The sequence below is a fragment of the Knoellia sp. S7-12 genome (assembly GCF_040518285.1).
Taxonomy (GTDB): domain Bacteria; phylum Actinomycetota; class Actinomycetes; order Actinomycetales; family Dermatophilaceae; genus Knoellia.
The window spans coordinates 2,866,295-2,892,550 of record NZ_CP155449.1 but is presented as its reverse complement, the minus strand read 5'-3'; the positions used below and the strand labels follow the sequence as shown (position 1 = coordinate 2,892,550).

Genomic DNA, 26,256 nt, shown 5'->3' with positions numbered 1-26,256 from the left:
CCATCCCGCGAACCGTAAGGACTGCACGTGAGCAAGCCGATCGTCCTGATCGCCGAGGAACTCAGCCCCGCCACCATCGACGCCCTGGGACCGGACTTCGACATCCGCCAGATCGATGGATCCGACCGGTCCCAGCTCCTTCCGGCACTCGCCGACGTCGATGCCGTGCTCATCCGCTCGGCGACCAAGATGGACTCCGAGGCGATCGCGGCCGCGAAGAACCTCAAGGTCATCGCCCGCGCCGGCGTCGGACTCGACAACGTCGACGTCCCCGCTGCGACTCAGGCCGGCGTTATGGTCGTCAACGCCCCGACGTCCAACATCACCAGTGCTGCTGAGCTCGCTGTCGGTCTGCTCCTCTCGACCGCACGCAACATCGCGCCCGCCAACGAGGCCCTCAAGAACGGTGCGTGGAAGCGCAGCAAGTACGGCGGTGTCGAGCTGCTCGACAAGAAGGTCGGCGTCGTCGGCTTCGGTCGCATCGGCCAGCTCGTTGCCGAGCGGCTCAAGGGTTTCGGCATGGAGATCCTTGCCTACGACCCCTACGTCTCGGCGGCGAAGGCCGGCCAGGTGGGTGCTCGCCTCGTGACCCTCGACGAGCTGCTGGCCGAGTCCGACTTCATCACCGTCCACCTCCCGAAGTCGCCCGAGACTCTCGGACTCCTCGGCAAGGACGCCTTCAGCAAGGTCAAGCCGTCGGTGCGCATCATCAACGCCGCGCGCGGTGGCATCGTCGACGAGCAGGCACTCGCCGACGCATTGCGTGACGGGCTCGTCGCCGGAGCCGGCATCGACGTCTTCGCGACCGAGCCGACCACGGAGAGCCCGCTCTTCGAGTTCGAGTCCGTCGTCGTCACGCCGCACCTCGGTGCGTCCACCGACGAGGCACAGGAGAAGGCCGGCGTCGCGGTCGCCAAGTCCGTGCGCCTCGCGCTCGGTGGAGACCTCGTCCCCGACGCGGTCAACGTCGCCGGTGGCATTGTCGCCGAGGAGGTGCGCCCCGGGATCGACCTGGTCGAGAAGCTCGGTCGCATCTTCACCGGACTCGCAGGCTCCGTCCCGGTCCAGCTCGACGTCGATGTGCGCGGTGAGATCACCGAGCACGACGTGTCGGTCTGGGAGCTCGCCGCCCTCAAGGGTGTCTTCACCGACGTCACCGAGGACGCCGTGACCTATGTCAACGCACCGCTGCTCGCCAAGGAGCGCGGCTGTGACGTGCGCCTGCTGACCGACGCCGTCTCCGAGGAGTTCCGCAACGTCACGATCCTGCGCGGCACGCTCGCGGACGGCACGACGGTCTCCGTCGCGGGCACCCTCACCGGCCCCAAGATGGTCCAGAAGCTCACCGGCATCAACGGCTTCGACCTCGAGGTGCCGATCAGTGACCACATGGCGTTCTTCTCCTACAAGGACCGCCCCGGAGTCGTCGGCGTCATTGGCCGGCTCCTCGGCGAGGCCGACGTCAACATCGGTGGCATGCAGGTGGCCCGTGACGACGCTGCCGGCGCCGCTCTGGTGGCCCTGACGGTCGACAACAAGATCCCGGCCGACGTCGTGACGGCGATTGCTTCCGAGCTCTCGGCGGACGTGCGAGTCGTCGACCTGGTGGAGTGATTTTTGAGCTGAGTTCCGCTGTGACACAACGGAACTGGCACACGCTGCGTATGCCGTGGGGTCGCCTACCACGGCGACCCCACGGCATACGTGCATCTGGCCGATGTCAAGGAATGTCGGTGCGTGTGCTTATCGTGGGCCGTCAATGACCACGTTTACCCAGGAGGGTTTGTGAACCGTACGGATCTCAAGAACAAGGTTGCCGAGAGCGCCGAGGTCAGCGCTGCTGACGCCGATCGCGCCATCGATGCAGTCCTCGGCGCCATCACCGACGCGCTCGTCGCCGGTGACAAGGTGTCGCTGCCCGGCTTCGGCATCTTCGAGACGCGCGAGCGCGCTGCGCGCACCGGTCGCAACCCGCAGACCGGCGAGGCCCTCGAGATCGCTGCCAGCACTGCTGCCGCGTTCAAGCCGGCCGCCGAGCTCAAGCGCAAGCTCGCCAAGAGCTGACCAACGCCCCATCACCTGTGCCGTGTGCCCACTCCGGTGGGCACACGGCATACGTGCGTTCGGGACCGGTGGGCGTGCACAGGGCTGAGACGGCGTCTCAATGCGTGAGCACCCTCTTCCCGATAGTTGGACGTCCTCATAACCTCGAAGACATGCAGCGGCAGGTACGACTTCTCATTGCCAGCCGCGGCGAGGTTCGGTAGTCAGCTCCCTCGTCGCGGAGACCCTGCGACGCCCGCTGACCGGTTCGCCTCCACCACAGGCTCGAGCCGACCGATCTGGCCCACAACCACAAACTTTTTGAAGGATGGACATCTCATGAGCGAAGAAGCCAAGGCAGCACAGCGGGCACTGCAGGAGTCGTTGGACCTGCGCGACCAGGACCACACCGACGCCTGAGTCACACGACTTATTGCGCAAAACGTCCCCGCACTGGGTCTTGGCGGGCGATGTCAAGCTGCGTGGAGTCGTTCGGTCTCTGTGGCGGGGCTGTCTTCGTCCTTCTTGAGGTTGATGCCGACGGTCCCAGCTGGCGTGGGGTTGCAGGGTCGATGACGAAACCGCTCGGGGTGCTGTTCGTAGTACGCCTGCTGGGTCGCGTCCCGCTGGGCCCAGGACTCACGCCAGGTACCGTCGTGGACCTCGTCCGGAGCGAACAGTGCGATCCCGGAGTGTTTGTGGTTCTGGTTGTACCAAGGCACGTACCAGTCCATGTAGGCGCGGGCCTGCTCGATCGTCTCGAAGGTGCCGGGATAGTTCGGCCGGTACTTCATGGTGCGGAACTCCGACTCGGAAAACGGGTTGTCATTGCTCACTCGCGGCCGGTTATGGGTCTGCGTGACGCCGAGGTTGCCCAGGAGGTCTTTCAGCACTCCGGAACGCATCGCCGGCCCGGAGTCGGCGTGCACGGCGTCGGGGATCCCGTGCTGGCCGAACGCATCCTCGAACATCTCGACGGCCAGCTCATCGACCTCACGTTCCTCGACCCTGCAGCCGACGAGCTTGCGGGAGAAAATGTCGATGATCGAGTACGCCTTGAACGCGACACCACGCCACGGGGTACGCAGATCGGTGATGTCCCAGCTCCAGACCTGCCCGGGGCCGGTCGCTTCCAGCACCGGCGCTTCGCGCGGCGTCCGGTCGCTGTTGCCGCGTCGAGTGGGCACGACCGGACGGGTCGACTGGTCCTCGACGCTTCGGGCGATCCGCCACCACGAACGGCGGGAGGCGAGCATCACCCCGTCATCCCACGAGGACGCGAACGAGTGATCCACCGAGTGCCCGTCCGCCCAGCCGGCCGTGATCCTCGCCTTGACCACGGCACGGTCGGCATCGTTGATCCGCGATGGATACGCCCGATCCCTGTGCAGTATCGGGTCAGCGACCCGCACCCGTGGATTCGACCGGTAGTGCCACGTTGATCGAGACACCCCGGCCAGGTCGAGCGCCTGCCGCTGCGACCTGGTGATCGCCGTCAACTGTCCGACGAGGTCGTTTTCTGCGTCGAGGAATCGGGCGGATCGGTCGTCGGCGGGTTCACGGCGGGCTCTTGCTCGCTCATCTGATGCAAGAGCCCGATAGCTTTTCCCAGCGCGGCGTTGGTCTCCTCCAACTCCCGCACCCGCGTGTTCAAACGCGCGAGCTCGGCCTCCTGCTTAGCGCGCTCCCTGGCGCGCTGCCTCTCGATGCCGGTGCGTTTCTCTGGTGGGACTGTCACAGCACCACCCTCTCGCGGGATCAGCCCCCGGTCGAGATCCCCCTCGAACACCGCCAGCCGCCAACGCCGCAGACGGTCATAGGAGAACCCCTGACCCTCGACCCAAACCCGTTTCCGCCCATACGGCTGGAGCTCGTACTCATGCACGAACTCACGGATCTGCTCCCTCGTGAACCCCGGACTGATCGACACACTCGCCAACTCCCTCGCTGATCATGAATGACTCACAACCAGCCTGTCGTAGAGGGTGGACCCGAAAAGTGCGGGGACGTTCTGCGCAATCAGTCGTTCTTGGGGGTGCCCGCATGGTGAGCCAGCCGTCCCGGATCGCGAGATCATTTCTAAGGTGTCAGCATGACGCAGACCAGCGATGGAGCAGGGGATACCGCAACCCAGGACGCCGAGACAGGGGACATCAACCTCGCGGTCATCGCGGGTGACGGCATCGGACCTGAGGTCGTGGCTGAGGGCCTCAAGGTCCTCGAGGCCGTCACCGCAGGCAGCGGCACCAAGGTGACCAGCACGGCATACGACCTCGGCGCGAAGCGCTGGAATGCGACTGGCGAGACCCTGCCGGACAGCGTCCTGGAGGAGCTGCGCGACCACGACGTCATCCTGCTCGGCGCCATCGGTGACCCGAGCGTCCCGAGTGGTGTTCTCGAGCGCGGAGTCCTGCTGCCGCTGCGCTTCGCCCTCGACCACTTCGTCAACCTCCGCCCGGCCAAGCTCTTCCCGGGTGTCGAGAGCCCGCTCGCGGTGGAACGCGTCGCCCCGAATGGCATCGACTTCGTCGTCGTTCGTGAAGGCACCGAAGGCCCCTACGTCGGCAACGGCGGCGCCCTGCGCACGGGCACTCCACACGAGATCGCGACCGAGGTCAGCGTCAACACCCGCTTCGGGGTCGAGCGCGTCGTGCGAGCGGCCTTCGCCCGCGCCCAGACGCGTCCGCGCAAGCACCTCACGCTGGTCCACAAGCACAACGTCCTCACCCACGCCGGCCACCTGTGGCGGCGCACGGTCGACGAGGTCGGGGCCGAGTTCCCGGACGTCCAGACCGCCTATCAGCACGTCGACGCGGCGACGATCTTCCTCGTCAACGACCCGGGTCGCTTCGACGTGATCGTCACCGACAACCTCTTCGGCGACATCATCACCGACATCGCTGCCGCGATCGCCGGAGGCATCGGCCTCGCTGCGAGCGGCAACATCAATCCGACGGGTTCGGCGCCGAGCATGTTCGAGCCGGTCCACGGTTCAGCGCCGGACATCGCCGGACAGGGCAAGGCCGACCCGACGGCGACGATCCTGTCGGTCGCGATGCTCCTGGAGCACCTGGGTCGCACCGACGAGGCAGGGCGGGTCGAGGCCGCAGTCGCGGCAGACCTTGCCGCGCGCGGCCGTGAGGTACGCACGACGAGCGCCATCGGTGACGCCGTCGCCGCGCGCCTGTCATAGGCTCAGCAAGAGCCCCCGCACAGTCTTGGAAGGACCCCTGAGATGACCGACCTCTCGTTCACTACTTCGCGCCATCAGGACCCGGTGAGCGACGAGCGTCGCGCAGAGATCCACGCCAAGCCCGGTTTCGGTGTCCACTTCACCGACCACATGGCCACGGCGACGTGGACCAAGGACGGCGGCTGGCACGACGGGCGCGTTCTGCCCTACGGCCCGATCCAGATCATGCCCAGCGCGGCGGTGCTGCACTACGCCCAGGAGATCTTCGAGGGCATGAAGGCCTACCGCCACGAGGACGGCTCGGTGTGGACCTTCCGCCCCGAGGCCAACGCCGCTCGCATGACCCGCAGTGCTCGCCGCCTCGCCCTCCCCGAGCTCTCCGAGGCCGACTTCATCGGTTCGCTCAAGGCGCTGCTCGCCGTCGACTCCGCCTGGGTGCCCCCGGCTGACGGCAGCGAGGCAAGCCTTTATCTGCGCCCGTTCATGTATGCGTCCGAGGCCTTCCTTGGTGTGCGCCCGGCCAACGAGGTGACCTACACCGTCATCGCCTCCCCGGCCGGCCCCTACTTCCCGGGCGGCCTCAAGCCCGTGACGCTGTGGATCTCGCAGGACTACGCCCGCGCTGGCGCTGGCGGCACGGGGAATGCGAAGTGCGGCGGCAACTACGCCTCGTCACTCGCCGGTCAACTCGAGGGCATCGAGAACGGTTGCGACCAGGCGGTCTTCCTCGACTCGGGGACCCAGCAGAACATCGAAGAGCTCGGCGGGATGAATCTCTTCCTCCTGACCAAGGACGGGGAGCTCATCACTCCCGAGCTCACCGGCTCCATCCTCGAAGGCATCACCCGCAGCTCGATCCTCGAGCTCGCCAAGGACCTCGACCTCACGCCCGTGGAGCGCACGGTGCCGATTCAGGAGTGGAAGGACGGCGTGGCCTCGGGCGACATCGTCGAGATCTTCGCCTGTGGCACCGCGGCCGTCATCACCCCCGTCGGTGAGCTCCGTTGGGACGGCGGCACGGCCCCCGCCGTCGGCGGACCCGAAGGTGGCGAGGTGACGCGCACGATCCGCTCGCGCCTCCTCGACATCCAGTACGGCCGCGCCGAGGACACGCGCGGCTGGCTCACCCAGCTCGCGTGAGGGATTGCGCGGGGCCTTGTTAAAAGGTTCATGGACAAACCATTGACGTCGTATGCCGGGTGGGTGTTTCCTGTCCTCCATTGAAGTTTCGGGACCAAAGGGTTCCGAAACAGACCTTTGATGGAGAGTCAGATGGCATCTCAGGCGGGCAGCACCACACACGATGGGCAGCAGGGCGACCACCAGGATGACGAGGCCATGCTGGCCGAGCTCGGCTACAAGCAGGAGCTCCATCGTGGGATGAGCGGCTTCAGCAACTTCGCCGTCTCGTTCTCGATCATCTCCATCCTCTCCGGCTGTGTCACGACGTTCTATCTCGCGATGGACGCCGGCGGGCCGTCCGCGATCAACCTGGGCTGGCCGCTCGTCGGTGTGATGGTCCTCTGCGTCGCGCTCGCCATGGCCGAGATCTGCTCGGTCTATCCGACCGCCGGGGGCCTCTACTACTGGGCTGGCAAGCTCGCCCGCCGCAACAAGCGGGTCTGGGCCTGGTACGTCGGGTGGTTCAACTTCCTGGGCGAGGTGGCCGTCACCGCGGCCATCGACTACGGCGCAGCGATCACCTGGATGGCACTGCTCAACCTCGTCTTCGGAATCGAGGTGAGCCTCGTCTCGACTTTCGTCGCCTTCGTCGTCATCATCTCCCTCCACGGGCTGCTCAACACCTTCGGCGTCTCACTCGTCAAGCTGCTTTCGGACGTCAGCGCCTGGTGGCACCTCGCGGGCGTAGCGATCATCGTGGCCGTGCTCTGGCTCGTCCCCGACCAGCACCAGACGATGGACTTCACCTTCACCGGGTTCGTCAACGAGACCGGGTGGAGCAGCGGCATCTACGTCTTCCTCATCGGCCTGCTCCTCGCGCAGTACACCTTCACGGGCTATGACGCGTCCGCCCACATCGCCGAGGAGACCAAGAGCGCCTCGACCGAGGCACCCAAGGGGATCGTGCGGTCGGTCTGGGTCTCGCTCCTCGCGGGCTGGATCCTGCTCATCTCGATCACCGCGGCGATCCAGGACTATGCGGCGACCCGCGCGTCCGACACGGGCCTGCCCGTCGCCCAGGTCTTCATCGACGCCGCCGGTCGCAACCTCGGCATCACGCTGTTGTTCATCTGCGCCGTGGCCCAGTTCTTCTGCGGCATGGCGTCGGTGACGGCGAACTCGCGGATGACCTATGCGTTCTCACGCGACAACGCCCTCCCCGGGTCGCGGCTCTGGGCCAAGGTCAACCCTCGCACGGGCACGCCGACGAACTCGATCTGGCTGTGTGTGGGCCTGGCCATCGTCGTCACCCTGCCCGCGATCCGGAACCTCACCGCCTTCTTCGCGGTCACCTCCATCGCGGTCATCGGCCTCTACATCGCCTACGTCGTCCCGGTCTACCTCCGTCGCACCAACCCGGAGTTCCGGCCGGGGCGCTGGAACCTCGGCAAGTGGTCGGCGCCTCTCGGGTGGATCGCGATCGTGTGGGTGGCCTTCATCGTCGTCCTCTTCATGCTCCCGGCCTATGCACCGGGCACCTTCGGTGACGCGACCTTCAACTACGCGCCGCTCGCCGTCCTCTTCGTCCTCGTCTTCTCCACGGTGTCGTGGTTCGCCCGAGGTCGACACCACTTCATGGTCGACGTGCCCGAGGGTCACGACACGGTCGAGCCGGCCGAGATCTTCCGATGAGGTATGCCGTGGGGCGGGTCGCGTGACCGCTCACCTTCCTGACGTGGGGCGCCTCTCCGATGCCGTCCTGCGCCCAGCGACCGCCAACGTCTTCGAGACCACGGTCGAGCAGCTTGCGACGGCAATCCGGTTGGGCGTGTTCGTCGATGGCGAACAGCTCCCGCCCGAGCGTGACCTCGCCGAACGGCTCGGTGTCGCCCGCAACACCCTGCGGGATGCGATCGCTGCCCTCCGGGAGAGTGGGCTGGTCGCCACGAGGCGCGGACGCGGCGGCGGCACGATCGTCACCTACGTCACGCCGGAGCCCGGGTCCACGCCGGTTGCGGTCCGGCGAGGCGCAGCGCTGGCCGATGCACTCGACTTCCGTCGGATCGTCGAGCCCGGGAGTGCCTGGCTCGCAGCGCGCCAGAGCCTCGCCGGTGACCAACGCGCCTGGCTCACGGACTCCGCAGCAGCCGTCTGGGCAGCTCCGGACGCGGGTGCCCATCGGATCGCCGACAGCCGATTCCACCTCGCGGTCGCCACCCTGTCGGGCTCGCCGATGCTCATCGAATCGGTGACGCGCGCGCAGGCCGCACTGGGCGAGCTGCTCGGCGCGATCCCGGTGCTGCCCCGCAACATCACCCACTCGTGCGAGCAGCACGACGAGGTTGTCGCCGCAGTCCTGGGTGGCGACGCCGATGCCGCTCGTGCTGCCATGGAGGAGCACTGTGACGCCACCTCCGCCCTGCTCAGAGGACTCATCGGATGACGAAGGAGATCGACACATGAGCGGTTCCATCCATGCAGGGGGTCCGAAGCAACTGACCCTCGATGACCTGCGCACCGGCTCCGCGAGCGGTGAGATCGACACGGTCGTCATCGCCGTCACCGACATGCAAGGTCGGCTGACCGGCAAACGTCTGCACGCGGCCTACTTCCTCGACCACGTCCTCGAAGGAGGAGCGGAGGGGTGCAACTACCTCCTCGCGGTGGACGTCGACATGAACACCGTCGACGGCTACGCGATGTCGTCCTGGGAGAAGGGCTACGGCGACTTCGAGTTCGTCCTGGACCTCGACACGCTCCGACGCACGCCCGGGCAGCCGAACTCCGTGACGATCCAGTGCGACCTCGCGTGGCTCGATGGTTCGGGACCGGTGCGGGAGTCACCCCGCGGCATCCTCCGGGCGCAGGTCGAGCGGGCGGCCGAGAGGGGGTGGATGGCGATCGCCGGCACCGAGCTGGAGTTCATCCTCTTCGAGGACAGCTATGCCTCGGCGTGGGACCGGCGCTACGTCGGACTCACCGGCGCCAACCGCTACAACGTCGACTACTCGATCATGGGCGGGACTGCCGTCGAGCCTGTCCTGCGCGAGATCCGCAGCGAGCTGTATGCCGCCGGCGTGACCGTCGAGGGCACCAAGGGCGAGTGCAACTTCGGGCAGCACGAGATCGGCTTCCTCTATGACGAGGTGGTCCGTACGTGCGACAACCACGTCATCTACAAGACCGCGGCCAAGGAGATCGCCGCCAAGCACGGCATGTCGCTCACCTTCATGGCGAAGTACGACGAGCGTGAGGGCAACTCGTGCCACATCCACCTGTCGCTGCGTGGGCTCGACGGTGAGGCCGTCTTCGCCGACGAGGACGGCGAGGGTGGCCAGGGCGTGCTGCACGACCAGTTCCTCGCCGGAGTGCTCGCGACGATGCGTGACTTCACGTTCTTCTATGCGCCCAACATCAACTCGTACAAGCGTTTTCAGGCGGGATCGTTCGCACCGACGGCCATCGCCTGGGGGCGTGACAACCGCACCTGCGCGCTGCGTGTCGTCGGGCACGGTGCCGGACTGCGGATGGAGAACCGGGTGCCGGGAGGAGATGTGAACCCCTACCTCGCCGTCGCTGCGATGCTCGCGGGAGGGCTCTATGGCATTGAGCACGAGCTCGAGCTGGAGCCGGCATTCGAGGGCAATGCCTATGTCTCGGACGTCGAGACGGTCCCCGGGACGCTGCGCGAGGCACGCGACGTTCTCGCCAAGTCGGCGATCGCCCGCGAGATCTTCGGCGACGACGTCGTCGACCACTATGTCAATGCCGCGGACGTCGAGCTCAAGGCATTCGACGCCGCAGTGACCGACTGGGAACGCATCCGAGGCTTCGAAAGGCTGTAACCGCATGACTGTGCACGATGTGATCAACCCGGCGACCGAGGAGACGGTGCGCACCATCGACCTCGTCGGGGTCGAGGAGACCGACGAGGCGATCGCTCGCGCCGCCGAGGTGGGCCCGACCTGGCGGGAGATGGCCCCGGCCGACCGGGGCCGGATTCTGCGTCGCTTCAGTGAGGTCGTCGACGACCATCTCGACGAGCTCGCGGCCCTCGAGGTCGAGAACGCCGGTCACACCATCGGCAACGCACTCTGGGAAGCGGGCAACTTCCGGGACGTCCTGAACTACTACTCGGCTGCGCCAGAACGCCTTTTCGGGCAGCAGATCCCCGTGGCGGGAGGGATCAACGTCACCTTCAAGGAACCCCTCGGGGTCGTGTCGATCATCGTCCCGTGGAACTTCCCCATGCCCATCGCGGGCTGGGGCCTTGCGCCCGCCCTGGCCGCCGGCAACACGGTGGTCCTCAAGCCAGCCGAGCTGACGCCTCTGACTGCCATGCGGCTCGGTGAGCTGGCCCTCGAGGCCGGTGTGCCAGAGGGTGTGTTCACCGTCCTGCCGGGCAAGGGCTCGATCGTGGGGGAGCGCTTCGTCACCCACCCCGACGTGCGCAAGGTCTGTTTCACGGGCTCCACCGCCGTCGGGCAGGGCATCATGCGCAAGGCCGCCGACCAGCTCAAACGGGTCACCCTCGAGCTCGGCGGCAAGTCCGCCAACATCATCTTCGACGACGCGGATCTCGATGTCGCAGCGGGAGCGGCGCCGATGTCCTTCCTCGACAACGCCGGCCAGGACTGCTGCGCCAGAACGCGAATCCTCGTGCAGCGCAACGTGCTGGACGCTTTCATGGAGCGGTTTGAGGCAGGCATCAAGGGCGTGCGCGTCGGTGCACCGAGTGACGAAGCCACCCAGATGGGTCCGCTCATCAGCGCCGGACAACGGGACCGAGTGCGCGCCTTCATCGAGGACTCCGAGACCGACGTCGACATCGCCTTCCGCGGCTCAGCCCCCGAGGGTGCCGGCTACTGGTACCCGCCGACGGTCGTCCTCCCGGGCTCCACCACGGACCCGGTCTGGCAGGACGAGATCTTTGGTCCCGTCGTGGCCGTGCTCCCGTTCGACGACGAAGCCGACGCGATCCGGTTGGCCAACGACACGGCATACGGGCTGTCGGGTTCGATCTGGACGCGCGATGTCGGCCGGGCCATTCGGGTGGCGCGTGCGGTCGAGGCAGGCAACCTCTCGGTGAACAGCCACAGCAGCGTGCGCTACTCGACGCCGTTCGGTGGCTACAAGGCAAGCGGCATCGGGCGCGAACTCGGCCCTGACGCCCTCGACGCCTTCACCGAGGTCAAGAACGTCTTCATCAGCACCGAGCACTGAACACACTGAACGGAAGGGCAGCAGCACATGGGAGATCGGCTTGCAGGCAAGGTCGCCGTCGTCACCGGGGGATGCTCCGGCATCGGGCTCGCGACGGTGCGTCGCTTCGCGGAGGAGGGGGCCAAGGTCGTCATCGGCGACCTCGATGACGCCAACGGTGAGCGCATTGCCGACGAGATCGGTGGAGCCTATGTCCACTGCGACGTCACCGACAAGGACCAGGTCGACGCCCTCTTCGCGCAGGCCCACGAGAAGTTCGGCAGCGTCGACATCGCGTTCAACAACGCGGGTATCAGCCCGCCAGAGGACGATTCGATCCTCACCACCGACCTCGATGCCTGGCGCAAGGTGCAGGAGGTCAACCTGACCTCGGTCTATCTCTGCTGCAAGGCGGCGTTGCCCTACATGCTCGAGCAGGGCAAGGGCTCGATCATCAACACAGCATCCTTCGTGGCGGTCATGGGTGCAGCGACCTCGCAAATCTCCTACAGCGCGTCCAAGGGTGGCGTGCTGTCGATGTCGCGTGAGCTCGGAGTGCAGTTCGCGCGTCAGGGGGTGCGCGTCAACGCTCTCTGCCCGGGGCCGGTCAACACCCCGCTGCTGCGTGAGCTCTTCGCTGCAGACGAGGAGCGGGCCGCCCGACGGCTCGTGCACGTCCCGATGGGTCGCTTCGGTGAACCCGAGGAGATGGCCAACGCCGTGCTCTTCCTCGCCTCCGACGAGTCGAGCTTCATCACGGCCAACACCTTCCTCGTCGACGGTGGCATCTCGGGTGCCTACGTCACGCCCGTCTGAGGCGTGCGTGGGTGACAGGCCGGTCATCGGCATCACCAGCTATGTCGAGCCGGTGACCCGTGGCGACTGGGCGGGACAGCACAGCACCGTCCTGCCGCACGCCTACGTCGAGCACGTCGAGCGCGCCGGCGGCATCGCCGTGGTTCTCCCGCCGCGTCTGGATGCCGAGGACACCCTTGTTGCAGGGCTGCTCGCGCGTCTCGACGGTGTCGTCATCGCCGGCGGTGCCGACGTCGAACCCAGCCGGTATGCCGCCGTGCCCGACTCTCGCGCGCAGTCACCTCGGCCGGACCGGGACGCGTTCGAGCTCGCGGTGGCCCGGGTCACCGCGCAGACCGGGCAGCCGTTGCTCGGCATCTGTCGCGGAATGCAGGTCATGGCGGTCGCGGCCGGTGGGGCGCTCGAGCAGCACGTGCCCGACCGTGTGGGGCACGATGCCCACAGCCCGACGCCCGGCGTCCATGCGTCGCATCACGTGAGGCCGGTCGAGGGAACGCAGCTCGCGTCGATCCTCGGCACGGACGTCCTCGACGTCCCGACTTACCACCATCAGGCGGTGCGCACCCACCCCGGCTACGCGGCATCCGCGTGGCACGAGGACGGGACCTTGGAAGCAATGGAGGACACGGCATACCCCCTGCGTCTTGCCGTTCAGTGGCATCCGGAAGCGGGCACGGACGGGCGACTCTTCGACGCGCTGGTGGAGGCGTGCGACTCCAGAACTCGGCGTGGGTGACACTGGACGGGTGAGAATTCTGAGAATTCCTGGACTCGCTGTTGCTGCCGGAGGTGTCGGGCTCGCTGCCTGGCTCGTCAAGGCGGGTCGCCCGATCCCCGAGGCCATGGGCGGAAGGGCCAACGGCGAGCGCGCTGCTCGGATGCAGGCGTCGCCCGAGTGGTCGAACGGCAAGTTCCACAATCAGCAGCTGCGCTTCGAGCCGTCGTCCCGCTCGATCGCCGGCAGCGTCAAGGAGCTCGTCGCGGGACGCCAGGAGAGGCACCCCGTCGGTGACGTGCCGCTCGTGCGTGACGCGCTGGAGCCGGTCGCCGAAGGCGCCCATGTCACCTGGCTGGGGCACTCCACCGCGCTCGTCCAGGTCGATGGCGCCGTCGTGCTGCTCGACCCCGTGTGGAGTGACCGCTGCTCGCCGTCCCAGCAGGTCGGGCCGCGACGCCTCCACCCGGTTCCGATTGCGCTGCATGACCTGCCCCCCGTGGACGCCGTCGTCATCTCGCACGACCACTACGACCACCTCGACATGGAGTCGATCAAGGAGCTCGCGTCCTTGCGGGCGCAAACGCGGTTCGTCGTCCCGCTCGGCGTCGGAGCCCACCTCGAGAAGTGGGGCATCCCGCTCGACCGCATCGACGAACTCGACTGGCACGAGGACACCAAGGTCGAGGGCGTGCGCCTCGTCGCGACTCCGGCGCAACACTTCTCCGGTCGTGGGCTCTCCCGTGACGGCACCCTCTGGGCCTCGTGGGTCATCGAGGGGGAGTCGCACAAGGTCTTCTACTCGGGCGACACCGGCTACTTCGTGGGCTTCGCGCAGATCGGCGAGCGCTACGGTCCCTTCGACGTGTCGCTGGTGCAGGTCGGCGCCTACGACGACGGCTGGCCGACGATCCACATGACGCCTGAGCACGGTGTCGAGGCGCACCTCGACGTGCGGGCCGGTGTGATGGTGCCGGTGCACTGGGGCACGTTCAACCTGGCCTTCCACCCGTGGAGCGAGCCGATCGAGCGGGTCCTGGTCGAGGCCGAGCGCCGGGGAGTCAAGGTCGTCGTGCCGCGGCCGGGCGAGCGCATCGACGTGTCCGCCCCTCCCTCCGAGCCCAGCTTCTGGTGGCGTTCGGTCACCTGAACTCGTCCATCGTGAAACCCGGTCGAGACGTGCGGACGGCGCTGATTGACTCGCCGGGTGACTGACACCCCGGGTTTCTATGAGCACCTGACCTTCAACGCGCCGTTGTCCGATGCGCGAGCGGACGCCCTCGCGGGCCGGTTGGCGGCGGCTGCGCCCTCCACCGTCCTCGACGTCGGGTGCGGCTGGGGTCAACTGTTGGTGCGGATCGCTGCGCGAGCTCCCGGAGCGACTTCGCTGGGCGTGGACACCGAGGAGCGCCACCTCGAACGGGGTCGGGCCAGGGCACAGGAGCTCGGCGTCTCGGAGCGGGTGACGTTCCAGAACCTGCCGGGTGGCGAGGTGAGCGAGCCTGCGGACGTCGTCATCTGCATCGGCTCGTCCCACGCCTTCGGTGACTCACCGGCCGAGGCACTCGCGGCCCTCATGTCGCTCGTGCGACCGGGTGGCCGGCTGGTTCTCGGCGAGGGGACGTGGGAGGTGCGAGGACCCGTGCAACCCGAGCTCGTGTGGGACGACGTGGTGGCCCTGCCGTCGGTTGCCGGGCTCGTCGACCTGGCGGTCGAGGCCGGATTCCGGCCACTGTGGACCGAGACCGCGAACGAGGACGAGTTGTTCGCGTTCGAGTCCGGCTACCTCGCCGACCTTGAGGAGTGGCTCCTCCATCACGACGACGCCGAGGTCCGGGCACGCGCCGACCAGCACCGAAAGAGGTGGCTGCACGGATATCGCAACGCCTTCGGCTTCGCCTACCTCACGCTCGGCGTTCCTGCGCCTTCCTGATCCGCTGCGCCCTCGGCGGGGAGCCCGGTGTCACGGACGAGATAGATCCAGGGAAGGGCGCGGCAGCCCACGACCCATCCGTCCTTCTCGTATCTCTTGAGCGACCCGGTCCACACGACGCGCTTGTGCTCCCACTGCGTGGGTGTGTGGACGACGAGGTGGCGCAGCATGCCGGCGCGGACCGTGTGCCATCCCCGTCGGCCGGCGATCTCGAGTTCGGCCATCTCGTCGAAGGCGGTGACCGGGCCGAGCCACCGCTGCTCGGCAGAGACCGGGTCGCCCGTGGAGCGGTCCCCGAAGCGCTGCTGGACGGCCTGTCGCGTCATCCCAAGTTCGGTCCCGATGGCGGCCCAGCTGTGGCCACCGGCGCGGGCAGCGCCGACGGACTGTTGGAGGAGGTCACGGACCGCCGCCTCGGCGCAGGCAGCGTGGCGGACGAGGGCAAGGGGGTCGTCGCCGGGTGCGGACGTGAGGATCGCGGTGCCGATGGCGTCGACGAGGGCGCTGTGCCCCACGGCGTCGCCGACGGTCTCAGTGCTTGTCACGGCTCGGCAGCCAGAGGTCGTCGTCCCCGTGGCTCTCGCCCTCGACGCCGGGTGTGGCGTCGTTGCGGGCTCGGATGGCTGATCCCAGGAGGTAGGCGCCGAGAATCATGAGCGCGACGGTGGCGCCCTGGAAGAGTCCCTTGTCGAAACCATCCCGTCCGCGAGACAGCATCAGGGCGACCGCGCCGAGCAGGACGCAGACACTGCCCGACGTCAGGTCGGTGGCCCTGGAGGTTCGCAGACCCAATGTTTTTGCCATGCTGTCAACCATAGGTTGACAGCATGGCTATGTCAACGACATGTTGACGTGTCGTCCACAGGGCAAGGGTTGGGTATGCCGTTGTCCACAGGCCCGCTCGAGCGGAACCTGGCGTCGGTCGCCGGTGCAATGCTGGGCGTTCACACGTCACCAGGGGAGCCCATGAGCAGCACCACCGAGGCGGAACTCGTCGACCTGGCGATCCGGTCACTGAACCTCAACCGCACTCGCGCGTTCGACGACGTCACCGTGGAGTTGGCGCAGAGGTGCGCGACGGCCGAGGGATCGCGCACGGTCGTCACGGCACTCGTCGTCGGCATCCGTGACGCGACGGCCGGCGCCTGGCAACGCGGATGGCAGCCCTCCGACGTCCACCGGATGGCGGTCCGGCGGCTCACGACCGACGATCAGGCCTTCGTCCTCGACGCCATTTCCGACGAGCTTGACCGCTATGCCCCGGCGACGGTTGACCCGACCTTCATGGCCCAGCTCCAGGCGCTCGAAGGCGGTGTCTGGTGGTCGCGCTCGCAGACCTGGCTCGACGCGCATCGCCAGCGCGGGGTCGACTGGCTGAGTCTGATCTCACGGGCCCTGACGGCCATGCATCTGCTCCAGTGGGTTCCCGTGATCGAGCGGCTCACGCCGTTGCCGGGAGTTTTCCGTCCGTCGGCGACCTCCGCGGCAAAGAACTCTCCCTCGGGGCAACCTGCCGACGTGGACTCGCGGATCCTCGAGCGGGTCCGTCTGCTGCTCGCCAAGGCGGAGTCGACGAACTTCGCCGCGGAGGCCGAAACCTTCACTGCTGGTGCGCAGGCGCTGATGGCGCGACACAGCATCGACGTCGCACTTCTTGCCGACGAGGACGGGGAGGGCGCGCTTGACGGCGGGCCACAAGGTCGCCGGATCGGGATCGACACGCCATATGACGGCCCGAAGGCCTCGCTGCTCACCGCCGTGGCCACGGCCAACCGGTGCCGCATGATCTGGACGCGTGAGCTCGGCTTCGGCACGGTGATCGGCTTCGAGTCCGACCTCGAGGGCGTCGAGCTGCTCTTCACGTCTCTCCTCGTCCAGGCCAACACCGCGATGATGGCCGAGGGCTCGCGCGCGGACTACCGCGGACGCAGCCGGACCAGGGCCTTCCGTTCGTCGTTCCTCACCGCCTACGCCCACCGGATCGGTGAGCGGCTCGCCCTGGTCGCAGCCGCCGAGATGGAGTCGGCCGCATCAGCGGCCAGCTCGAGAGGTCAGGAGCTCGTCCCGCTCATGGCGGCCCGGACCGAGAAGGTCGAGCACGTGGTGGGCGAGTGGTTCCCCTCGCTCACGCGACGCAGAACCCAGTCCGTTCGCGATGCGGAAGGGTGGCATGTCGGGCGCGCTGCCGCCGACCGGGCCCGCCTTGACGGCACGACGTCGCGCGACCGGGTGGGTCGTCGACGCACCGGCTGAGCGCTCACATGGGGGAGCGGGTCAGCGGGTCTTGCCCTCGCGCACCATCTCGATGGTCTTGGCGATGCGGTCGAGACGGGTCTGTTCGCGCTTGGCCTCGGTGACCCACCGGACGTACTCCTTGCGGTGTGAGTAGGCCATGGCGTCGAAGGCCTTCTCGACGTCGGGGTCCGCGGCGAGCGCGGCAGCGAGATCGTCCGGGACCTCGACCGTGCGCGGAGTCAGGTCCGCAGCGATGTCAAAGGTCACCTCGTCGCCGAGTTCGACCCCGGCCTGTGCCCGCGCGGCCTTGCTGAAGCCGACCAGGTTCTCGTCGCCCATGCGCGCGAGCCGGAGCGCGATGGCCCTGCCGTTGATGGTCACGATCACGGGAAAGACCTTGGCGCCATCACCCATCGCGGCGACCTGCTCGTCGGTGAACGCGAACCCACCTGCGGGCCCGCGCGGTTCGAGGATGGCGGTGAGGTGCAGTGTCTCTCCCATGGGAGCTGAGCCTAGTGAGCGAAGGCGAGCGGACGGCATACTCCGAAATGCTCTGCATCGACCGCGATGTGGACAGCCCTTCCCGAATGCTGGTCGGGCATGTCAGTCTCTCCCCGTGACCCTCATGTCCGTGGCCACCGCCACCGTCATTATCGACTAGCGCGACGAACGAACGCCGTTCGTCGCGCAGACCTCCCACACCTGGGGGGTCTTTTTGTTTGGTCGACGACGGTGAGCCTGAGTCGGCCGGACAGAAGGCTCGGCCGCCACACCCCCGGCCGCCCGAGCGGCAGCGCAGGTCGACAGCGACACTTGAGGCACACGTTTTGACGAAGCCGACGCAGAGATGAAGATCGAGGCCACCCGAATGAGCGACTTGCACGTCTACGACACCACCTTGCGTGACGGTGCCCAGCAGGAGGGCCTCAACCTCTCCGTCGTGGACAAGCTCACGATTGCGTCGCACCTCGACGACCTCGGAGTCGGCTTCATCGAAGGTGGCTGGCCCGGCGCGAACCCCAAGGACACGGAGTTCTTCGCCCGGGCCGCCACCGAACTCACCCTCAAGAACGCCACGCTCGCGGCGTTCGGTGCGACGCGCCGGGTCGGCGGCAAGGCATCGACGGACCCGCTGGTCCGGGCGCTCATCGACAGCCAGGCGCCGGTCGTCACCCTCGTCGCGAAGTCGCACGTGGGCCACGTCGAGCGGGCACTGCGCACCACACCCGCCGAGAACCTCGAGATGATCCGCGACACGGTGTCGTTCCTGCGCGGGGAGGGGCGGCGCGTCTTCCTGGACGCGGAGCACTTCTTCGACGGGTATGCCGTGGACCGCACCTATGCGATCGAGGCACTTCGCGTCGCGCTCGAGTCGGGTGCGGAGGTCGCGGCGCTCTGTGACACCAACGGCGGCATGCTGCCGGGCCAGGTATGGGACGTTGTCACGGACGTCGTCGATGCCCTCGGGCTGGACGCGGCGAATGGAGATGCCCGGCTCGGCATCCACTGCCACAACGACACTGGCTGCGCCGTGGCCAACTCGATGGCCGCCGTCGACGCCGGCGCGACCCATGTCCAGGGCACCATCAACGGCTACGGCGAGCGCACCGGCAACGCCAACCTCGTCACCGTCGTCGCCAACCTTCAGCTCAAGGTGGGACGCGAGGTCATGGACCCGCACCTGCTGCAGGAGTCGACGCGGATCAGCCACGCCATCAGTGAGATCACCAATGTGCCGGCCTACTCACGTCAGCCCTACACTGGCGCGAGTGCGTTCGCGCACAAGGCGGGTCTGCACGCCAGCGCGATCAAGGTCGACCCCGATCTCTATCAGCACCTGGATCCCAAGCACGTGGGCAACGACATGCGCATGCTCATCTCCGACATGGCCGGGCGAGCGTCGATCGAGCTCAAGTCGCGTGAGCTCGGCTTTGAGCTCGACCCGGACAACGAGGCGGACAGTGCCTTGGTCAAGAAGGTGCTCGCTCGGGTCAAGGACCTCGAGCTGCGGGGCTACACCTTCGACGCGGCCGACGCGAGCTTCGAGCTCCTGCTGCGTCGCGAGATCGAGGGGGCACTCCCGGCATTCTTCGAGATCGAGTCATGGCGCGTCATCACCGACTCGCAGACCGCAGGCGACGCGCTGTCGGAGGCGACCGTCAAGCTCACCGCCGGTGGCAAACGTGTCCTGCGCACCGGTGAGGGCAACGGTCCGGTCAACGCACTCGACCACGCGTTGCGGCTCGCGCTCGCTCCGGCATACCCCGAGGTCGAGCACCTCGAGCTCATCGACTACCGCGTGCGCATCCTTGACGCCGCCCACGGCACTGACGCCGTGACGCGGGTGCTCATCGAGACCAGCGACGGTGAGTTCACGTGGGAGACCATCGGCGTCGCACCCAACATCCTCGAAGCGAGCTGGATGGCACTCGTCGAGAGCGTCACCTACGGCCTGCTCCGTGCCGGGGTGCCCGCGCGCTGAGCAGTTTGCGGCACGCCCGACGTGCTGGCCGCATCCGCTGGCCGCGTCCAGCGGATGCGTCGCAGCACGGGCGCCCCTAGCCTTCAGTAGGGGGTCACTTCGACCCCGACTGACCGGAGGGGAAGCACATGCATAGACAGCGCGTTCTCGGGGCCAAGGGGTTCTTCCGTGCGGTGGTGGCGTCGGCCGCTGCCGCCGTGGTCGTCGGTTCGATCGGGGTGGGCGCGGCGCAGGCTGCGTCGCCGATCCCGACGACCGGCTTCAACCTCACCCGCTCGAGCAGCTCGAGCGCGGTGCTGGGCGCTCTTGACGCCGCGCTGCCCAACGTCAGCCTCGACACTGTCGCCGCGGACGCCAACCGCGTGGGCCCGACCGGTTCGTCGTGCACCTCGGTGCTACCTCACGTCACGAAGAAGTACTGCTGGGCGAGCGATGACAACGACACGGAGCAGTGGTACGCGCAGGGCGTTTCGACAACCTATGACGCCTACGGTGGAGCCGGCACGACCGCGGGTGGCCGATCGCTCATTGCCACCTCTTGGTATGACCACGACGGCGGCACCAACAAGGGCGCTCGCGTCTCGATCCTCGACCGCGCCAACGCCAAGTACCGCCACGTCCTCCTCGCCGTTCCCGGTGGAACCTCGACGTCGCCGACGTTCTCGATCGCGAGCACGCACGCGGGAGGTCTCGCCTGGTACGGCCGCTATCTCTACGTCGCTGACACCACGGGCATCCGGGTCTTCGACATGGGTCGGATCTGGAGCGTCAACACCGCCATCACGGATGCCATCGGCAAGACCGCGTCGGGTTATGGCGCCTACGGCTACAAGTACGTCGCGCCGCAGGTCCACCGCTACGCCCGCCAGGGGTCGTTTCGCTACTCGTCCGTGGCGATCGACCGCACCACATCCCCGGACACCCTCGTCGCGACCGAGTACCGCGCACCCGGTGACACGGCGCAGACCTCGCCGCGCACCGTGCGCTACAACCTCGACGAGACCTCGCAGCTGATTGCGGAGACCTCGACGGTGGCTGGTGCCGACGGCGCCTGGAACATCGGTGTCGACAGTCTCCAGGGTGGGGTGTTCGTCAATGGGCGCCTCTATCTCAGCCAGAGCGACGGAGGTTCGGCTCCCGGCACGGACAACGACCGCGGGGACGTCTACCGCTACACGCCGTCGTCCGGGGCGCTGGAGAGCTGGGGCAACCATCTTCCGGTGGGCACCGAGGACTTCAGCTACTGGGGTGGCCGGGGGGAGCTGTGGACGACGGCGGAGTACCCGACGCTGCGCGGTCTCTATGCCCTCGACTACGGCTACTACAGCTCGTGACGTGAGCCGGTCCCGCGCTGATGCCGCATCCGGCCCTGAGCGCCTCGATCACGAAACGTCCTCGACAGCCGGGTGTCCCGGCACGGATGATGGCGGTGTGACGGGCGACGGTGGGGCAGAGGGCACGGCGGACGTCATCAACGGGGGTGTCCTCGACAGCGCTGCCCGACGCGTGACCCTGGTCGCCGTGACCGACGCGAACTGGCGCGACATCGCCGACGTCGCGCCGCGCGATGACCAGCGTGGCTTCGTGCCCCCGAGCGCGGCCCGCTACTTGTTGCTGTCGCAGCGTGAGGGCGAGTGGCACTCGCTGGGTGTCCACGCCGACGACATCATCGTCGGCCATGTCATGTGGGGATGGGATGACGACGACCAGATGCACTGGATCGGTGGCGTGATGGTCGACGCTGGCGAGCAGGGGAAGGGAGTCGGACGGGCAGCCATGGTCACGCTGATCCGCTGGCTCTTCGCGAAGCCCAACGTCACGGCCGTCCGACTGTCCTACCAACCCGAGAACGTTGCCGCGCGAGCGATGTATGTCGATCTCGGTTTCGTCGAGAGCGACGTGCCCGTGGATGACGAGATCATGGCTGAGCTCACTGCGGCCCGTGCAGTGCCGTTGCTGTGACGACCGGAATCGGCGATCTCGTGGTGAGGCCAGGACCCGGTATGCCGGGTGGTCTCGTCATCGACGCTGCTGACCTTGTCGAGCGGTTCAGTCGTTCGTCGGGCCCGGGTGGGCAGGGCGTCAACACCACCGACAGCCGGGTCGAGCTCGTCTTCGACCCGGCCGCGTCCACGTCCCTGACGCCGACCCAGATCGAGCGTGTCCTCGAGGTGCTGGAGTCGAGCCTCGTGCAAGGACGGCTCGTGGTCGCGGCGTCGGAGTACCGATCGCAGCTGCGCAACCGAGCCGCGGCTCGAGAGCGCCTCGCCAACCTGTTGCGGGATGCGCTGGCTCCGGCGCCGCCAACTCGGCGTCCGACGCGACCCACTCGTGGCTCCCAACGCCGCCGACTCGACGCCAAGAAGCGTCGCGGCAACGTGAAGTCCGGCCGCGGTCGCGTCACCCCCGACTGACGTCCGCCACGACGGCGAGCAGACGGTGGCGCAGATCGTTGGACCGCTCGGCGAACGCTCGCTGACGCTCCATGTATGCCGTCTTGCCGACTGCCGTCTCAATCCTCACCGGTTCGACCTCGTAGCCCGAGAGGTCATACGGCGAGGCCTGCATGTCCAGAAGGCGGATCTCCATGGCCAGATCGAAACAGTCCATCGTGAGGTCGCCCGGGACGATCGGCGTCAGCTTCGTCGCCCACTTGTAGAGGTCCATCCCGGCGTGCAGGCAGCCCGGCTGTTCCAGTTCCACCTGCGAGTCGCGCGTCGGCTGGATCGCGTTGCGCGACAACGCATCTGGCGTGAAGAAGCGAAACGCGTCGAAGTGGCTGCAGGTGATCTGGTGACGTTCGACGACCGAGTCGGTCTCTGCCTGGCTGAGCCGCAATGGCACCTGCTCGTGGCGCACGTCGCCGTCGGACGCGCGGTAGACCATGGCCCACTCATGGAGTCCGAAGCAACCCAGCCGGGCGGGTCGGCTGGCCGTGGCAGCAAGAAGTCGGCCGATGAACTCGACCGCGCGCCCGCGCGCCGCAACGAACGCCTCCACGTCGACCTCGACGGCGTCCCCGATGACCCGATAGTGCTTCCATGGCGCGCGCTCCAGTCCGGCCGCTCCCTCGAGACGCACGCCCACTCCCGGATGCCAACGCCGCAGCTGGGCGGGCTTCGTGGAGTAGTAGCTGAAGAGGAAGTCCTCGATCGGATGGGGCACCCCCAGGCCTCGTCGGGCCCGATGTGCGGATGTGGCCGCGTCAACCCGCTCCTGGTGGTTCGCCTCGAGCGCAGACCACGTGTCGCGGTCCACGAGCATGGGGAACGGTGGCGAGTGGGTGGCTGCAGTCATGACCGCACCAGCCTAAGCGAGCGACTTCGCCCGACCTCCCTCATCACGTCGAGTGCTGTGCGACGATCCGATGATGTCCGCAGCGCCGCGGGCCCGCCTGCACTGGAGCTGATGTCATGCGCCGAATCCTCACTCTCGCCCTCGCGTCCCTCGTCGCCCTGGTGGCCCTCGTGGCGCCATCCGCCGCGTCTGCCGGCCCCGGCCAAGGTTCCGACAAGGCGACGAGCTGGTATCTCGCCCTGGGCGACTCCCTCGCTGCGGGCTACCAACCTGGTGCCGGGGACGACCGAGCAGGTGGCTACGTCGGGGGAGTGCTCGAGGCCTTGCAGGACACCGCTCCCAAGGCGAAGTTGCGCAACATCTCCTGTTCCGGCGCCACGACGACGTCTCTCATGGGTGCGGATCGCTGCGACTACGAGGCGGGCAGCCAGCTCGCTGAGGGCGTCGAGTTCCTCAAGGCGCACAAGGGCAAGGTCGACCTGGTCACGATCGACATCGGCGCCAACGACGTCACCCCCTGCGCCCGCCCGACGGTCGACGTCGCGTGTGCCCTCGCCGCGCTCGCCACCGTGGAGCGCAACCTCACGACCACGCTCGGCCAGCTGCGTGCCGCCACCGGGCCGGACACGGAGATCGTCGTCCTCAACTACTACAACCCGTTCCTTGCCGCGTGGCTCACCGGTGCGTCGGGTCAGCAGGTGGCCGGACTGTCGACCTTCCTCCAGTCACTGCTCAACGCCGCCGTCGCTCGTTCGGCCGCGACCGTCGGAGCCGACGTTGCGGACGTGGCCACCGCGCTCAGGTCCGCCGACACGACACCGGTCGCCACGGCATACGGAATGATCCCGACGAACGTCGCAGCGATCTGCGCGTGGACGTGGATGTGCACCAAGAACGACATTCACGCCAACGACGCCGGGTATGCCGTCCTCGCCGAGACCGTCGCTGCTCGCCTCGGGTGACCCTCGCCCAGGACGAGGCACCTAGAGTGAGCGCGTGCGCATCGCGAGATTTACGACAGGTGAGGACCCGGTCTACGGCTTGGTCGACGGAGCCGGCGAGAAGATCGCCGAGATCACTGGGGATCCTCTCTACACGAAGATCGAGCTGACGGGCGCGACCCACCTCGTCGCGGACGTCCGCCTCCTCGCGCCGGTCATCCCGCGTAGCAAGGTGATCGGCATTGGCAAGAACTACGCCGATCACGCCAAGGAGATGGGCGGCGAGGCGCCGTCCACGCCGCTCATGTTTCTCATCCCCAACACCGCGGTCGTTGGCCCGGGCGACCCCGTGGTCATCCCCGGCTTCACCGACGAGGTGAGCTACGAAGGTGAGCTGGCCGTGATCATTGGTCGCGTCGCCAAGGACGTGCCGGTCGACCAGGCCCTGTCAATCGTCTTCGGCTACACCGTGGCCAACGACGTCACGGCGCGGGACCTCCAACGTGGCGACGGTCAGTGGGCCCGGGCCAAGGGCCTCGACACGTTCTGCCCGCTCGGCCCGTGGATCGAGACCAGCCTTGATCCGTCGGCCTGCCGGATCCGCACGACCCTGGATGGCGACGTCGTGCAGGACGGCCCGACCTCCGACATGGTCCATGGCGTCGCCGAACTCATCGCGCACGCCTCGCAGGCGTTCACGCTCCTGCCGGGTGACGTCATCCTCACCGGCACCCCTGCCGGCGTCGGTCAGGTTGTCGCTGGCCAGCGCGTCGACGTCGAGATCGACCAGATCGGCACACTGAGCAACCCGTTCGTCAGTGCCGACTGACGAGCGCTTGAGCGTGGTCCCTGCAAGACTTCGGCCCATGCGCATGTTCTCGTTCGGTATGCACGTGACGTGGGGTCTCGGCCTTGTCCTGGCTGCTCTGGTTCTTGGCAACAAGGCGAGCAGTCCCCTCCCGTGGGCCACCGCGGTGCTTGGCATCGTCGTGACGTCCGGAGCGTTCTTCTGGCGGGTCGTCGACGAGCGCGAGCAGCACAGGGTGGCCGAGCACGCCAGCTCCGACCGCTGACCGACCCCGACCGCTGACCGACCCCGACCGCTGACCGACGATCAGGAGGGCTGGCCGGCGTGGATGGTGGCCCAGTGCGGGTTGTGGATGAGGCCGATGATGTTGCCGAACGGGTCGATGACCGACGCGGTGACATAGCCCGCGCCCTCGCCTCGCTCGACGACGTCATCGTGCGGCGTGGCGCCGAGCCCGATGAGGCGTTCCCGCTCGGCCGCCACGTCGTCGACGTGCCAGTTGGCCACGGCACCGGACGGGCTGCCGTCGACCGGGGCCGGCGTCTTGGCCAGCGGTGATCCGGCGTAGGCAGCCTTGATGAAGCCGAGCTCGAACTTCATCGGACCGACATGGAACTCGATGTATGCCGGCGTGACGTAGTAGGGCGCGACGCCGAGGGCTTCGGTGTACCAGCGGCCGGCCTCGTCGAGGTCGGGGGCGTAGAGGGTGACGGTGGAGAGTCCGTGGAACATGTCGGGTCCTTTGTTCGGGTGCGGGCTTCGATGTCCAGGTGAATCAGTCTCGCGCGCAAGGCCCGCATTCTCTGATCACTTCGGTGGAACTCTGTCGAACCTCGAAGTTGGACCTGCCGAGACTCGGCCAATGGCGACCCCTCGTCGCTGCCGACTGACCGGCGGACTATCAGCTCCGCAACGCCGACTCTCCCCTGAGCACAGGCGTCATGCTGGGTAGCGCGAGCTGATAGTTGGCCGGTCCGGCCAGGCGTCCCTCAAAAAAGTTTGAAGAAACTTCGCCGGAGGTGTCGTATGCATATGCACCCGTTCGTGGAGAGGATGAACGACACCGCAGGGCGTCCTTGAAGGCGGCCGGTCGTTCACCCATAGGAGAATCACCATGACTCAGTACCTGCTCTCGGTTCCTGGCTCCGTCGATGACGAGATGCCTTCGGACGACGTCATCCAGGAGATGTTCGCCACGGTCGAGAAGTTCAACCAGAAGGTGCGCAACGCCGGCAAGTGGGTCTTCGCGGGTGGCCTCGAGCCGATTGCGACCGCAACGACCGTCGACGCCACCGGTGACAGCCCGACCGTCACGGACGGCCCCTTCTCCGAGGCCAAGGAGTACCTCGGCGGCTTCTGGGTCATCGAGGCTGCTGACCTCGACGAGGCCCTGCAATGGGCCAAGGAGGGTTCGGCCGCCTGCGGCGGACCCGTCGAGGTCCGTCCCTTCGCAGGCGAGGCCTGAGCTC

28 protein-coding genes are annotated in these 26,256 nt (G+C 67.5%); 21 read left to right on the top strand and 7 right to left on the bottom strand.

Annotation, left to right across the window (positions count from 1 at the left end):
• Nucleotides 1-27 precede the first annotated feature (27 nt).
• Together serA and V6K52_RS13955 are read left to right on the top strand one after the other, a co-directional pair.
• Entirely contained in the window at nt 28-1,614 is a 1,587-nt protein-coding gene (gene serA, locus V6K52_RS13960; protein ID WP_353950716.1) for a phosphoglycerate dehydrogenase, read from the top strand.
• Between the two features lie 123 nt (nt 1,615-1,737).
• On the top strand, nt 1,738-2,064 hold the full coding sequence (locus tag V6K52_RS13955) for an HU family DNA-binding protein (protein ID WP_353950715.1): 327 nt from the start codon (nt 1,738-1,740) through the stop codon (nt 2,062-2,064).
• A 452-nt stretch (nt 2,065-2,516) separates the two neighbouring features.
• Here the strand turns inward: V6K52_RS13955 and V6K52_RS13950 are convergent, their stop codons facing one another.
• Nucleotides 2,517-3,383 (bottom strand): DDE-type integrase/transposase/recombinase, encoded by an 867-nt coding sequence (locus V6K52_RS13950; RefSeq protein WP_353950714.1) that lies wholly within the window; start codon nt 3,381-3,383, stop codon nt 2,517-2,519.
• Nucleotides 3,384-3,538: 155 nt separating this feature from the next.
• Entirely contained in the window at nt 3,539-3,973 is a 435-nt protein-coding gene (locus V6K52_RS13945; protein ID WP_353950713.1) for a hypothetical protein, read from the bottom strand.
• 162 nt (nt 3,974-4,135) lie between these two features.
• Between V6K52_RS13945 and V6K52_RS13940 the strand changes: the two genes are divergently transcribed.
• The 10 genes from V6K52_RS13940 (at nt 4,136) to V6K52_RS13895 (ending at nt 15,024) form a co-directional block, all read left to right on the top strand.
• Entirely contained in the window at nt 4,136-5,236 is a 1,101-nt protein-coding gene (locus V6K52_RS13940) for a 3-isopropylmalate dehydrogenase (protein WP_353950712.1), read from the top strand.
• 42 nt (nt 5,237-5,278) lie between these two features.
• On the top strand, nt 5,279-6,376 hold the full coding sequence (locus tag V6K52_RS13935) for a branched-chain amino acid aminotransferase (RefSeq protein WP_353950711.1): 1,098 nt from the start codon (nt 5,279-5,281) through the stop codon (nt 6,374-6,376).
• 132 nt (nt 6,377-6,508) lie between these two features.
• Nucleotides 6,509-8,050, top strand: a complete 1,542-nt coding sequence (locus V6K52_RS13930; RefSeq protein ID WP_353950710.1) for an amino acid permease — start codon at nt 6,509-6,511, stop codon at nt 8,048-8,050.
• Between the two features lie 22 nt (nt 8,051-8,072).
• Nucleotides 8,073-8,801, top strand: coding sequence for an FCD domain-containing protein (locus tag V6K52_RS13925; protein ID WP_353950709.1), 729 nt, complete (start codon nt 8,073-8,075; stop codon nt 8,799-8,801).
• Between the two features lie 16 nt (nt 8,802-8,817).
• Nucleotides 8,818-10,203, top strand: coding sequence for a glutamine synthetase family protein (locus V6K52_RS13920; protein ID WP_353950708.1), 1,386 nt, complete (start codon nt 8,818-8,820; stop codon nt 10,201-10,203).
• A 4-nt stretch (nt 10,204-10,207) separates the two neighbouring features.
• Nucleotides 10,208-11,581 carry an aldehyde dehydrogenase family protein gene (locus V6K52_RS13915; RefSeq protein ID WP_353950707.1) on the top strand — a complete coding sequence of 458 codons (1,374 nt, stop codon included), beginning with the start codon at nt 10,208-10,210 and terminating at the stop codon, nt 11,579-11,581.
• Between the two features lie 27 nt (nt 11,582-11,608).
• Nucleotides 11,609-12,376 carry a 3-oxoacyl-ACP reductase gene (locus tag V6K52_RS13910; RefSeq protein WP_353950706.1) on the top strand — a complete coding sequence of 256 codons (768 nt, stop codon included), beginning with the start codon at nt 11,609-11,611 and terminating at the stop codon, nt 12,374-12,376.
• 7 nt (nt 12,377-12,383) lie between these two features.
• Complete coding sequence (locus V6K52_RS13905; RefSeq protein WP_353950705.1) at nt 12,384-13,112, top strand: gamma-glutamyl-gamma-aminobutyrate hydrolase family protein; 729 nt, start codon at nt 12,384-12,386, stop codon at nt 13,110-13,112.
• 10 nt (nt 13,113-13,122) lie between these two features.
• Nucleotides 13,123-14,241, top strand: a complete 1,119-nt coding sequence (locus tag V6K52_RS13900) for an MBL fold metallo-hydrolase (RefSeq protein ID WP_353950704.1) — start codon at nt 13,123-13,125, stop codon at nt 14,239-14,241.
• A 57-nt stretch (nt 14,242-14,298) separates the two neighbouring features.
• Entirely contained in the window at nt 14,299-15,024 is a 726-nt protein-coding gene (locus V6K52_RS13895; protein ID WP_353950703.1) for a class I SAM-dependent methyltransferase, read from the top strand.
• Here the strand turns inward: V6K52_RS13895 and V6K52_RS13890 are convergent.
• On the bottom strand, nt 14,991-15,569 hold the full coding sequence (locus tag V6K52_RS13890) for a hypothetical protein (protein WP_353950702.1): 579 nt from the start codon (nt 15,567-15,569) through the stop codon (nt 14,991-14,993). The two genes, V6K52_RS13895 and V6K52_RS13890, sit on opposite strands and share 34 nt — an antisense overlap.
• Nucleotides 15,556-15,828 carry a hypothetical protein gene (locus tag V6K52_RS13885; protein ID WP_353950701.1) on the bottom strand — a complete coding sequence of 91 codons (273 nt, stop codon included), beginning with the start codon at nt 15,826-15,828 and terminating at the stop codon, nt 15,556-15,558. Before V6K52_RS13885 ends, V6K52_RS13890 begins: the two co-directional genes overlap by 14 nt.
• A gap of 162 nt (nt 15,829-15,990) precedes the next feature.
• Between V6K52_RS13885 and V6K52_RS13880 the strand changes: the two genes are divergently transcribed.
• On the top strand, nt 15,991-17,277 hold the full coding sequence (locus V6K52_RS13880; protein WP_353950700.1) for a DUF2786 domain-containing protein: 1,287 nt from the start codon (nt 15,991-15,993) through the stop codon (nt 17,275-17,277).
• Between the two features lie 21 nt (nt 17,278-17,298).
• On the opposite strand, the gene V6K52_RS13875 is transcribed toward V6K52_RS13880, so the two are convergent.
• Nucleotides 17,299-17,760 (bottom strand): YdeI/OmpD-associated family protein, encoded by a 462-nt coding sequence (locus tag V6K52_RS13875; protein WP_353950699.1) that lies wholly within the window; start codon nt 17,758-17,760, stop codon nt 17,299-17,301.
• Nucleotides 17,761-18,127: 367 nt separating this feature from the next.
• Here V6K52_RS13875 and cimA point away from each other — a divergent pair, with 367 nt between their 5' ends.
• From cimA to arfB, 4 genes are all read left to right on the top strand, one after another.
• Nucleotides 18,128-19,741, top strand: coding sequence for a citramalate synthase (gene cimA, locus V6K52_RS13870; protein WP_353950698.1), 1,614 nt, complete (start codon nt 18,128-18,130; stop codon nt 19,739-19,741).
• Nucleotides 19,742-19,869: 128 nt separating this feature from the next.
• Nucleotides 19,870-21,075 (top strand): hypothetical protein, encoded by a 1,206-nt coding sequence (locus tag V6K52_RS13865; RefSeq protein ID WP_353950697.1) that lies wholly within the window; start codon nt 19,870-19,872, stop codon nt 21,073-21,075.
• A 1-nt stretch (nt 21,076) separates the two neighbouring features.
• The gene (locus V6K52_RS13860) at nt 21,077-21,703 is read left to right on the top strand and encodes a GNAT family N-acetyltransferase (protein ID WP_353950696.1); all 627 of its coding nucleotides are present in this window, start codon (nt 21,077-21,079) and stop codon (nt 21,701-21,703) included.
• A gap of 41 nt (nt 21,704-21,744) precedes the next feature.
• Nucleotides 21,745-22,155: an alternative ribosome rescue aminoacyl-tRNA hydrolase ArfB gene (gene arfB, locus V6K52_RS13855; protein WP_353953781.1), complete on the top strand. Its 411-nt coding sequence runs from the start codon at nt 21,745-21,747 to the stop codon at nt 22,153-22,155.
• Here arfB and V6K52_RS13850 read toward each other — a convergent pair.
• The gene (locus V6K52_RS13850; RefSeq protein WP_353950695.1) at nt 22,142-23,038 is read right to left on the bottom strand and encodes a 3-methyladenine DNA glycosylase; all 897 of its coding nucleotides are present in this window, start codon (nt 23,036-23,038) and stop codon (nt 22,142-22,144) included. The two genes, arfB and V6K52_RS13850, sit on opposite strands and share 14 nt — an antisense overlap.
• 116 nt (nt 23,039-23,154) lie before the next feature.
• On the opposite strand from V6K52_RS13850, the gene V6K52_RS13845 reads away from it, so the two are divergent.
• The 3 genes from V6K52_RS13845 to V6K52_RS13835 are packed head-to-tail and all read left to right on the top strand — an operon-like array spanning nt 23,155 to nt 25,052.
• Entirely contained in the window at nt 23,155-24,000 is an 846-nt protein-coding gene (locus V6K52_RS13845) for an SGNH/GDSL hydrolase family protein (RefSeq protein WP_353950694.1), read from the top strand.
• A gap of 34 nt (nt 24,001-24,034) precedes the next feature.
• On the top strand, nt 24,035-24,808 hold the full coding sequence (locus tag V6K52_RS13840) for a fumarylacetoacetate hydrolase family protein (protein WP_353950693.1): 774 nt from the start codon (nt 24,035-24,037) through the stop codon (nt 24,806-24,808).
• A 37-nt stretch (nt 24,809-24,845) separates the two neighbouring features.
• On the top strand, nt 24,846-25,052 hold the full coding sequence (locus V6K52_RS13835) for a hypothetical protein (protein WP_353950692.1): 207 nt from the start codon (nt 24,846-24,848) through the stop codon (nt 25,050-25,052).
• A gap of 41 nt (nt 25,053-25,093) precedes the next feature.
• Here V6K52_RS13835 and V6K52_RS13830 read toward each other — a convergent pair whose 3' ends face one another.
• Nucleotides 25,094-25,519, bottom strand: a complete 426-nt coding sequence (locus V6K52_RS13830) for a VOC family protein (protein ID WP_353950691.1) — start codon at nt 25,517-25,519, stop codon at nt 25,094-25,096.
• A 382-nt stretch (nt 25,520-25,901) separates the two neighbouring features.
• Here V6K52_RS13830 and V6K52_RS13825 point away from each other — a divergent pair, with 382 nt between their 5' ends.
• A complete protein-coding gene (locus V6K52_RS13825; RefSeq protein ID WP_353950690.1) occupies nt 25,902-26,252 on the top strand; it encodes a YciI family protein in 351 nt (116 codons plus the stop codon).
• Nucleotides 26,253-26,256 lie beyond the last annotated feature (4 nt).

Coding starts and splice junctions, on each gene's coding strand:
- V6K52_RS13830 (WP_353950691.1), bottom strand. CDS start 25,519: ATGTTCCACGGACTCTCCACCGTCACCCTCTACGCCCCCGACCTCGAC.
- V6K52_RS13910 (WP_353950706.1), top strand. CDS start 11,609: ATGGGAGATCGGCTTGCAGGCAAGGTCGCCGTCGTCACCGGGGGATGC.
- V6K52_RS13875 (WP_353950699.1), bottom strand. CDS start 17,760: ATGGGAGAGACACTGCACCTCACCGCCATCCTCGAACCGCGCGGGCCC.
- V6K52_RS13865 (WP_353950697.1), top strand. CDS start 19,870: ATGCATAGACAGCGCGTTCTCGGGGCCAAGGGGTTCTTCCGTGCGGTG.
- V6K52_RS13915 (WP_353950707.1), top strand. CDS start 10,208: ATGACTGTGCACGATGTGATCAACCCGGCGACCGAGGAGACGGTGCGC.
- arfB (WP_353953781.1), top strand. CDS start 21,745: ATGCCGGGTGGTCTCGTCATCGACGCTGCTGACCTTGTCGAGCGGTTC.
- V6K52_RS13935 (WP_353950711.1), top strand. CDS start 5,279: ATGACCGACCTCTCGTTCACTACTTCGCGCCATCAGGACCCGGTGAGC.
- V6K52_RS13940 (WP_353950712.1), top strand. CDS start 4,136: ATGACGCAGACCAGCGATGGAGCAGGGGATACCGCAACCCAGGACGCC.
- V6K52_RS13835 (WP_353950692.1), top strand. CDS start 24,846: ATGCGCATGTTCTCGTTCGGTATGCACGTGACGTGGGGTCTCGGCCTT.
- V6K52_RS13845 (WP_353950694.1), top strand. CDS start 23,155: ATGCGCCGAATCCTCACTCTCGCCCTCGCGTCCCTCGTCGCCCTGGTG.
- V6K52_RS13880 (WP_353950700.1), top strand. CDS start 15,991: ATGAGCAGCACCACCGAGGCGGAACTCGTCGACCTGGCGATCCGGTCA.
- V6K52_RS13920 (WP_353950708.1), top strand. CDS start 8,818: ATGAGCGGTTCCATCCATGCAGGGGGTCCGAAGCAACTGACCCTCGAT.
- V6K52_RS13885 (WP_353950701.1), bottom strand. CDS start 15,828: ATGGCAAAAACATTGGGTCTGCGAACCTCCAGGGCCACCGACCTGACG.
- V6K52_RS13930 (WP_353950710.1), top strand. CDS start 6,509: ATGGCATCTCAGGCGGGCAGCACCACACACGATGGGCAGCAGGGCGAC.
- V6K52_RS13825 (WP_353950690.1), top strand. CDS start 25,902: ATGACTCAGTACCTGCTCTCGGTTCCTGGCTCCGTCGATGACGAGATG.
- cimA (WP_353950698.1), top strand. CDS start 18,128: ATGAGCGACTTGCACGTCTACGACACCACCTTGCGTGACGGTGCCCAG.
- V6K52_RS13850 (WP_353950695.1), bottom strand. CDS start 23,038: ATGACTGCAGCCACCCACTCGCCACCGTTCCCCATGCTCGTGGACCGC.